This window comes from Flavobacterium sp., assembly GCF_035760125.1.
Lineage (GTDB): Bacteria > Bacteroidota > Bacteroidia > Flavobacteriales > Flavobacteriaceae > Flavobacterium.
This window is the reverse complement of sequence record NZ_DASTTN010000258.1, coordinates 1-8,108: the sequence shown is the minus strand read 5'-3', so window position 1 is coordinate 8,108 and position 8,108 is coordinate 1. Positions and strand designations below refer to the sequence as shown.

6 protein-coding genes are annotated in these 8,108 nt (G+C 32.1%); 2 read left to right on the top strand and 4 right to left on the bottom strand.

Annotated elements, in window-relative coordinates:
- Positions 1 to 1,066 (bottom strand): pyridoxal phosphate-dependent aminotransferase (locus VFS71_RS09420; RefSeq protein WP_326400898.1); only part of this gene is annotated, 1,066 nt, incomplete at its 3' end.
- Positions 1,067 to 1,192: 126 nt separating this feature from the next.
- Here VFS71_RS09420 and VFS71_RS09415 point away from each other — a divergent pair.
- Positions 1,193 to 2,524 (top strand): PDZ domain-containing protein, encoded by a 1,332-nt coding sequence (locus VFS71_RS09415; protein ID WP_326400896.1) that lies wholly within the window; start codon positions 1,193 to 1,195, stop codon positions 2,522 to 2,524.
- Positions 2,525 to 2,569: 45 nt separating this feature from the next.
- On the opposite strand, the gene VFS71_RS09410 is transcribed toward VFS71_RS09415, so the two are convergent.
- On the bottom strand, positions 2,570 to 2,959 hold the full coding sequence (locus VFS71_RS09410; RefSeq protein WP_326400894.1) for a DUF1573 domain-containing protein: 390 nt from the start codon (positions 2,957 to 2,959) through the stop codon (positions 2,570 to 2,572).
- Positions 2,960 to 3,178: 219 nt separating this feature from the next.
- Here VFS71_RS09410 and VFS71_RS09405 point away from each other — a divergent pair, with 219 nt between their 5' ends.
- A complete protein-coding gene (locus VFS71_RS09405; RefSeq protein ID WP_326400892.1) occupies positions 3,179 to 5,812 on the top strand; it encodes a valine--tRNA ligase in 2,634 nt (877 codons plus the stop codon).
- A gap of 80 nt (positions 5,813 to 5,892) precedes the next feature.
- Here the strand turns inward: VFS71_RS09405 and VFS71_RS09400 are convergent, their stop codons facing one another.
- Both VFS71_RS09400 and VFS71_RS09395 read right to left on the bottom strand, forming a co-directional pair.
- Positions 5,893 to 6,729 carry a hypothetical protein gene (locus VFS71_RS09400; RefSeq protein WP_326400890.1) on the bottom strand — a complete coding sequence of 279 codons (837 nt, stop codon included), beginning with the start codon at positions 6,727 to 6,729 and terminating at the stop codon, positions 5,893 to 5,895.
- 294 nt (positions 6,730 to 7,023) lie between these two features.
- Complete coding sequence (locus VFS71_RS09395) at positions 7,024 to 7,950, bottom strand: APC family permease (RefSeq protein WP_414655995.1); 927 nt, start codon at positions 7,948 to 7,950, stop codon at positions 7,024 to 7,026.
- Positions 7,951 to 8,108: the final 158 nt, after the last annotated feature.

The window sequence follows — 8,108 nt, the reverse complement described above, 5'->3', positions numbered from 1 at the left end:
CTGGAGCTATCATTACCGTTTCACCGTTTAATTCGTATTTTTCTAAAAGCCATTGTGCAAAAACATCGGCATTATCAATAGGCAATTGAGCGATACAATAAAAAGCAGCTTTTGGAGTCTTTACGATTACACCATCTATTTTGTTCAATTCGCTAATTAAAATATCTCTTCGTTCTTTATACTCAACTATTACTTCGTCAAAATAACTTTGAGGCGTGTCAATTGCGGCTTCGCAAGCAATTTGTTCGATTGTTGGCGGACATAAACGAGCTTGTGCAAATTTCATTGCGGCAGCAATAACTTCTCTATTTTTAGTTACCATACAACCAATACGTGCGCCACACATACTATATCTTTTAGAAACCGAATCAATCATGATTACATTTTGTTCGATTCCTTGTAGGTTCATCACAGAAAAATGATGGTCTCTTTCGTCATATATGAATTCACGATATACTTCGTCTGCGATTAAAAATAAATCGTGTTTTTTTACCAATTCTCCCAGTTGGTTAATTTCAGATTCTGAGTATAAATATCCTGTTGGATTATTAGGGTTGCAAATTAAGATAGCTTTTGTCTTTGGCGTAATTGCTTTTTCAAATTCTTCAATTGTTGGTAGTGTAAATCCACTTTCAATATTAGAAATTACAGGTACAACTTTTGCACTTGATTCTTCGGAAAAAGCACTGTAATTGGCGTAAAAAGGTTCAGGAATAATGACTTCATCTCCTGGGTCCATAATACTTCCAAGAGCAAACAAAAGTGCTTCAGAACCTCCTGTAGTTATCATTATATCTTCATAGCCTACTTTTACATCTTGTTTGGTGTAAAATTGGGCTAGTTTTTTTCGGTAACTTTCATATCCCGCAGAAGGACCATATTCGATGATAGTTAAATCAATATTTTTTATAGCTTTAATAGCAATTTCGGGGCTTTTTATATCGGGTTGTCCAATGTTTAAATGATAAACCTTATGTCCCTTTTTTTTAGCTACGTCTGCATAAGGAGCCAATTTTCGGATTGGCGATTCCGGCATTCTTCGACCTCTGATTGAAATTTCAGGCATGATTGTAAAATTTGAGGTGCAAATTTGCAATTTATTTTCCAAAAACACTGTAAACAATGTGTCTATTTTGTTGTTTTTCGTCCATTTTTATCGTATAATTGGGTAATAATATAGAAATGTAACTAAATGAAAAAAAAATGTATATTTTTTCTTTTATTAATAACAATAATACCTGTTTCTGCTCAGGATGGTTTTGTATTTGACAAAGGGATCGAAAAAGTTACTGTACCGCTGGTTTTAATTAATAATTTGGTATTTATTCCTATAAAAGTAAACGGGGTAGAGCTGAATTTTCTTTTGGATACTGGTGTTGAGGAAACGATTCTTTTTAGTTTAGAAGATAATCCAGACGTTAAATTTTATAATTCCGAAAAAATTACTTTAAGAGGTTTGGGGAGTGAAGATGCTATTGAAGGTTTGAAAACCACCAACAATATTTTAGAATTAAATGGTTTGACATCCCATCATCAACTTATTTATGTTATTTTGGATCAGAGTTTTAATCTGTCTTCTCAAATTGGAATTCCTGTAAATGGTATTATCGGTTACGAATTCTTCAAAGATAATTTGATTCGTGTCGATTACGCTAGTAAAAAGATAACTATTTATAAAAATGAGGAAGAAAAAAGACAAAAAATTGAAAAAAAATTTAGCACAATTCCAATTACAATTGAAAAGTTTAAACCTTATTTGATGGGTAATGTTGTTATGGATAAGTCAGGTGTGGATGTGAAATTATTGATTGATATAGGGAATAGTGATTCGATTTGGCTTTTTCAAAATTTATCAGAACAAATTAAAGTGCCTGCTAGAAATTTTGAAGATTTTTTAGGAAAGGGTTTTAGCGGTGATATAGAAGGGAAAAGAGCTAGAATCTCTGAGTTTTCATTTGATAAATATGACTTTAAATCTCCGATTGTTGCATTTCCCGATTCCAGTTCCATAAAAAGTGTTCGCATGGTGCAAAATCGAGTTGGTTCTGTTGGTGGTGAAATTTTAAAACGTTTTTCAGTAATTTTTGATTATAAAAATGAAAAATTGTATTTAAAGAAAAATTCTAATTTCAGTGAGCCATTTACTTATAATAAGAGTGGTATTGAAATAAAACACAATGGTTTGCAATGGGTGCAAGAAACTGTGAAGTTGGAAACGGTTCCTTTGTCAGGAGCAATTACATTTGACAGTAGCGGAAAAAATATAACCAATGATTTTAAGTATAAATTTCAACTTAAACCGATATACGAGATTTCCAACATTCGAAAAAAATCACCTGCAGCAAATTCTGGTTTACAGGTTGGAGATATCATTATTTCAGTTAATAAATCACCTGCGTATAGATATTCATTACAAAAATTAAATGAAATGTTTAAATCGGAAGAGGATAAATGGATTTATTTGGAAATAGAAAGAAACAATCAAATATTAAAATTTGCTTTCCAACTTCAGGATATTTTATAAAAAAAAAACGCTTTTATTTTAAAAGCGTTTTTTAATGAAATTATTTTAGTTTGTGAGTACTTCTCCTTTAATTTTTAGTGGTACTCGACCTTCTTCGTAGTTTACCGCATTGGTTTCTAAAGTAATGGTTTTGCGGATTGGGCCAGGAACCATGTTGTATTTTATTTCAATTCTATCTGATTTTCCTGGAGCAATTGCCTGGCTAGGTTTATATAATATGGTACAACTTGCCGTAGATTGAATTCCACTTATGTTTAATGGTGCATCACCTGTATTGGTAAATGTGAAACTTCGAACACCATTGTCACTTGATTTGTACACTTTTCCATAATCAACCGTGTTTTCTGCCTGAAGGATGTTGATTTTTGGACCACTTTGTGTAAAGCCAATGTTGCTAAAAAAAAGCAAAACGATAAAAGCTGTAATATTTTTCATATTCTTAGATTTTTTAGTAGGCATAGTAAATATAGTATCTTTTAATTAATGCACAATTTTTTATTTCTCTTTTTATACTGTGCTTAATTATTTACTTTTGTGCCTTATATGAATATCAAAAATCAAACCAAAGATTAGAAGTTTATTTATTTAATCGATTATTTATTTAATCGGTTAAACTGAAAACCAAATTTAACGATTAAACGAATCCACAATAAAATGACAATTCCAGCACAATTTGACGCTAAAACTATCGAGAATAAATGGTATGCGTATTGGATGAAAAATAATTATTTTCATTCGAAGCCAGACCATAGAACACCTTATTCCATCGTAATTCCACCACCCAATGTAACTGGAGTTTTGCACATGGGACACATGCTTAACAACACGATTCAAGATGTATTGATTAGAAGAGCGCGTTTAAAAGGTTTTAACGCTTGTTGGGTTCCGGGAACAGATCACGCTTCCATTGCCACAGAAGCTAAGGTAGTTGCTAAATTGAAAGCGGAAGGAATCAATAAAAATGATTTAACCCGCGAAGAGTTTTTGAAACATGCTTGGGAATGGACTGATAAATATGGTGGGGTTATTCTTGACCAGTTGAAACAGTTGGGTTGTTCTTGTGATTGGGAACGCACCAAGTTTACTATGGATCCGGACATGTCGGCATCTGTAATTCGATCTTTTGTAGATTTATACAACAAAGGTTTGATTTATCGTGGTTACCGTATGGTGAACTGGGATCCTGAAGCCAAAACGACTTTGTCTGACGAAGAAGTTATATATGAAGAGCAACAAGGAAAATTGTATTTCCTAAAATATAAAATTGAAGGAAGCGAAGATTTCTTGACAGTAGCAACTACACGTCCAGAGACTATTTTTGGAGATACTGCTATTTGTATCAATCCAAATGATGAACGTTTTGCGCATTTGAAAGGAAAAAAAGCGATTGTTCCTATTTGCGGTAGAGTGATTCCGATTATCGAAGACGAATATGTAGATGTTGAATTCGGAACAGGTTGTTTGAAAGTGACTCCAGCTCACGATATGAATGATAAAACGTTAGGAGAGAAGCATAATTTGGAGATTATTGATATTTTCAATGATGATGCTACGCTAAATAGTTTTGGATTACACTATCAAGGGAAAGACCGTTTTGTGGTTCGTACTGAGATTGTAAAAGAATTAGAATCGAATGGTGATTTGGCTAAAACTGAAACACACCTGAATAAAGTAGGAACTTCGGAAAGAACTAAAGCGGTTATTGAACCTCGTTTGTCTGACCAATGGTTCTTGAAAATGGAAGATTTGGTAAAACCAGCAATACAATCAGTTTTGGTTGATGGGGACATTAAATTGCATCCAAAACGTTTTGATAACACTTACGCGCATTGGTTAAACAATATTCGTGATTGGAATATTTCCCGTCAATTGTGGTGGGGACAACAAATTCCAGCTTACTATTATGGAGATGGAAAAGAAGATTTTGTAGTTGCCGAAACTATTGAAGAAGCTTTGAAATTGGCTCAAGCCAAAACCAACAACCAACAACTTACAACCAACGACCTTAGACAAGATGTAGATGCACTTGATACCTGGTTTTCTTCTTGGTTGTGGCCAATGTCTGTTTTTGGTGGAATTATGGACCCGGAAAGTGAAGATTTTAAATACTATTATCCAACAAATGATTTAGTAACTGGACCAGATATTTTGTTTTTCTGGGTTGCGAGAATGATTATTGCTGGGTATGAATATACAGGAAAAAAACCTTTTACAAATGTATATTTAACGGGATTGGTTCGCGACAAACAACGTCGTAAAATGTCTAAATCTTTAGGGAATTCACCTGAACCTTTGGAGTTGATTGAAAAGTTTGGTGCTGATGGAGTTCGTGTAGGTTTGCTTTTGAGTGCTTCTGCGGGTAACGATATTATGTTTGACGAAGAATTATGTAATCAAGGAAAAGCTTTTTCTAATAAAATATGGAACGCTTTCAAATTAATAAAAGGTTGGGAAGTATCTGATGCAATTCCACAGCCGGAATCATCTAAAGTAGCAATTGAATGGTATGAAGCCAAATTGCAGCAAACACTTTTGGAAATCGAGGATAACTTTGAGAAATATAGAATCTCAGACGCTTTGATGGGAATTTACAAATTGGTTTGGGATGATTTCTGTTCTTGGTTCTTGGAAATGATCAAGCCAGCTTACCAACAGCCAATTGACAGCGTAACTTTTGCGAAAGCGATAGAAATGTTGGAAAATAACTTAAAATTATTGCATCCGTTTATGCCTTTCCTAACAGAGGAAATTTGGCAAATATTGGCAGAAAGAACAACTGAAGAAGCATTAATTGTTTCGACTTGGCCAGAAATGAAACCTTTTAATGTGCAATTAATTACTGATTTTGAAAATGCCATCGATGTGATTTCTGGAATCAGAACCATTCGTAAGGACAAGAATATTCCATTTAAAGATACTATCGAATTGAAAGTAGTAAACAATGATAAAGCTTCTACTTATTTTGATTCAGTTGTGACCAAATTAGGAAACATCACTTCATTAGAATATGTTTCGGACAAAGTGGATGGAGCGTTGTCATTTAGAGTAAAGTCGAATGAATATTTTATTCCAATCACAGGAAATATCAATGTGGAGGAAGAAATTGCAAAATTGACTGCTGAGTTGGTGTATACACAAGGATTTTTGAAATCGGTTCAAAGCAAACTTTCAAATGAGAAATTTGTGAACGGTGCACCAGAAAAAGTTTTGGCAAACGAAAGACAAAAAGAAGTCGATGCACTTTCTAAAATTGCTACGATTGAGCAGAGTTTAGTGAGTTTGAAATAATAACTTCTCTTTTTCTAAAATATAAAATCCCAATACTGAAATTTCAGGATTGGGATTTTTTTAGGTTTATGAGTGTAAAATTAATAATAAGTGTATTTTTTTTCGATAAGATATTGATTACTGCTCCAATAACTTCGTTTTTCATCTGGATAGCCATCTAAGTTAACGGTGTAGTTATAATGCTCAGATTCAGTAATAAATCCATTTATTGTTTCTTTGAATTTTATGACATTATTCGCATTGTTAATATCTTTAATGTTAAAATGGCGATTAAAATTATTTGTATAATCATTTGTGGAGAACAATTTATTAAACCCAATTACATTTTTATATATATTGGGATTATTGTCATATTCATAATCGATTCTAGATATTATTTGACCATCTGAATCCATGGTTTCTCTTTTTATAATGTTGTCTTCATTAAAATATACTTTTACTTTGGGTAAAAATTGACTTTGTTCCCAATCACTGATAAAAGAGTAAGTATAGCTATTGATTTCTACAATGTTTTCAGGTAAGTAATTATAAATTAACTTGGTTTCATTTATAGGCGGAAAAATTGTTCCGCCGTTAGTAATTTTAGAAATAGCAGTTTTTAGCTTGTTGTTTTCGTAAGTATATTCGTTGCTAAAATATAGTATGTCACCTACATAGCCATTTTCTTGAGTAATTAAATCCCCAGTATAGGCATAAGTTATTTTTTTTGGACCAATGTTAATGCCAGTTGTTGAGACTTCTTTGATTTTAAATCCATCATAAGTAAATATAGTTGACAAACCGCTTGAAGGACTTATTTCTTGAATTGATTTAAGAAGTAGCTTTTTATTTTCTTGAATTGATTCTTGAGTTCCATTGTCAGAACATGATATAAATACTAATAATAAAGCTCCTATTAGGTTTTTGAATTTCTTCATTTAATTTTTTTTTAATTTCAAAAATAGTATAAATATAGCTTTTGTGCATAAATTTTTATAAAAAATTGGTATCAAAAGTTTTAAAAATACTTATGGGGAGTTGATATTATAATATTAAAATTTTTTCTCGTGTCTATGGAAGCAATTGTAGTAAAAAAAATGAAACTGATGCACTTTCTAAAATAGCTACTCTAGAGCTGAGCTTGTCGGATCTGAGATAAAAGCCGATAATTTAAATATGAAATTCCAATGCTGGAATTTTTCAACATTGGAACTTTTAGTTTTATGAATTTGTTATTTGTTCTTTTTATTTCTGTGATTTAGCACTAAAAATAACGGATATGAAATTAAAGAAATAATTAAAATGATAATAAAGTTTTTGGTGTCACTATAAATGAAACCAATTAATAATCCGAATGTTGCCGTAATTGCAATTATGGTTGACCAAGGATACCACCAAGAATGATAGGGTCTGGGTAAATTAGGTTCTTTGGTTCTTAATTTTATCAGCGAGCAATAAGCAAGTCCCCAAACAATAACAGACATGAAAGTTCCAAATGAAAATAATACTTCAAATGAACCGATACTAATTAATAGTAAACTAAATAAGGAAGAAATTAAAAGTGTAACTATTGGAGTACCACCTTTGTTGATAGCTGTCCCTTTTTGAAAGAAAAAGCCATCACGACTCAAACCATACAGTATTCTTGCCGGTATCATCATATAAGCATTTAGAATGCTGATTAAAGATAATATGGCAATAACGGTTACTATGATAGCACCGTTATTTCCAAAAACTACTTTGGATACATCAGCAGCAGCTAAATGGGAATTGGCCAATGAAGCAACTGGTAAGACATGCAAAAAAGCAATATTGATTAATACATAAATCAATATTACGAGTATGGCTCCAGTATATAATGATTTGGGAATGTTTTCACTTGGGTTTTTATCTTCTTCGGCAAAAAAACAAACAGAATACCAGCCGTCATAAGTACCAATGATGAGTTGCAGTGATTTGAAAAAGCCAAACAAAATTCCTATTCCAAAAAAAGAATTATTTTTTTCGATAGGATTTAATTTTACTCCGGAATACATAAAGCAAGCCACAATTAATGCAACAAAACAAATGACTTTAATTAAGCTAGTTATTTGCTGAATCAGACTGCCGTTTTTTACCCCGCTGATATGTATTAATACAAATCCAATTAAAAAAGCAATAGCAATGATTGTTGAGTAACTTTATAAATTAGGAAATAAAATAACAATGTATTCACTAATCACTATACAGTAAAAAGCGGGTGGAACCACATTGGTTATATAATCAAACCATCCCGATATAAAACCTGCATAATCTCCAAAAGCTCTTTTGATATAAT

Bases quoted from the DNA above. Each gene is read 5' to 3' on its own strand.
- VFS71_RS09415 (WP_326400896.1), top strand. From the start codon at position 1,193: ATGAAAAAAAAATGTATATTTTTTCTTTTATTAATAACAATAATACCT.
- VFS71_RS09410 (WP_326400894.1), bottom strand. From the start codon at position 2,959: ATGAAAAATATTACAGCTTTTATCGTTTTGCTTTTTTTTAGCAACATT.
- VFS71_RS09405 (WP_326400892.1), top strand. From the start codon at position 3,179: ATGACAATTCCAGCACAATTTGACGCTAAAACTATCGAGAATAAATGG.
- VFS71_RS09400 (WP_326400890.1), bottom strand. From the start codon at position 6,729: ATGAAGAAATTCAAAAACCTAATAGGAGCTTTATTATTAGTATTTATA.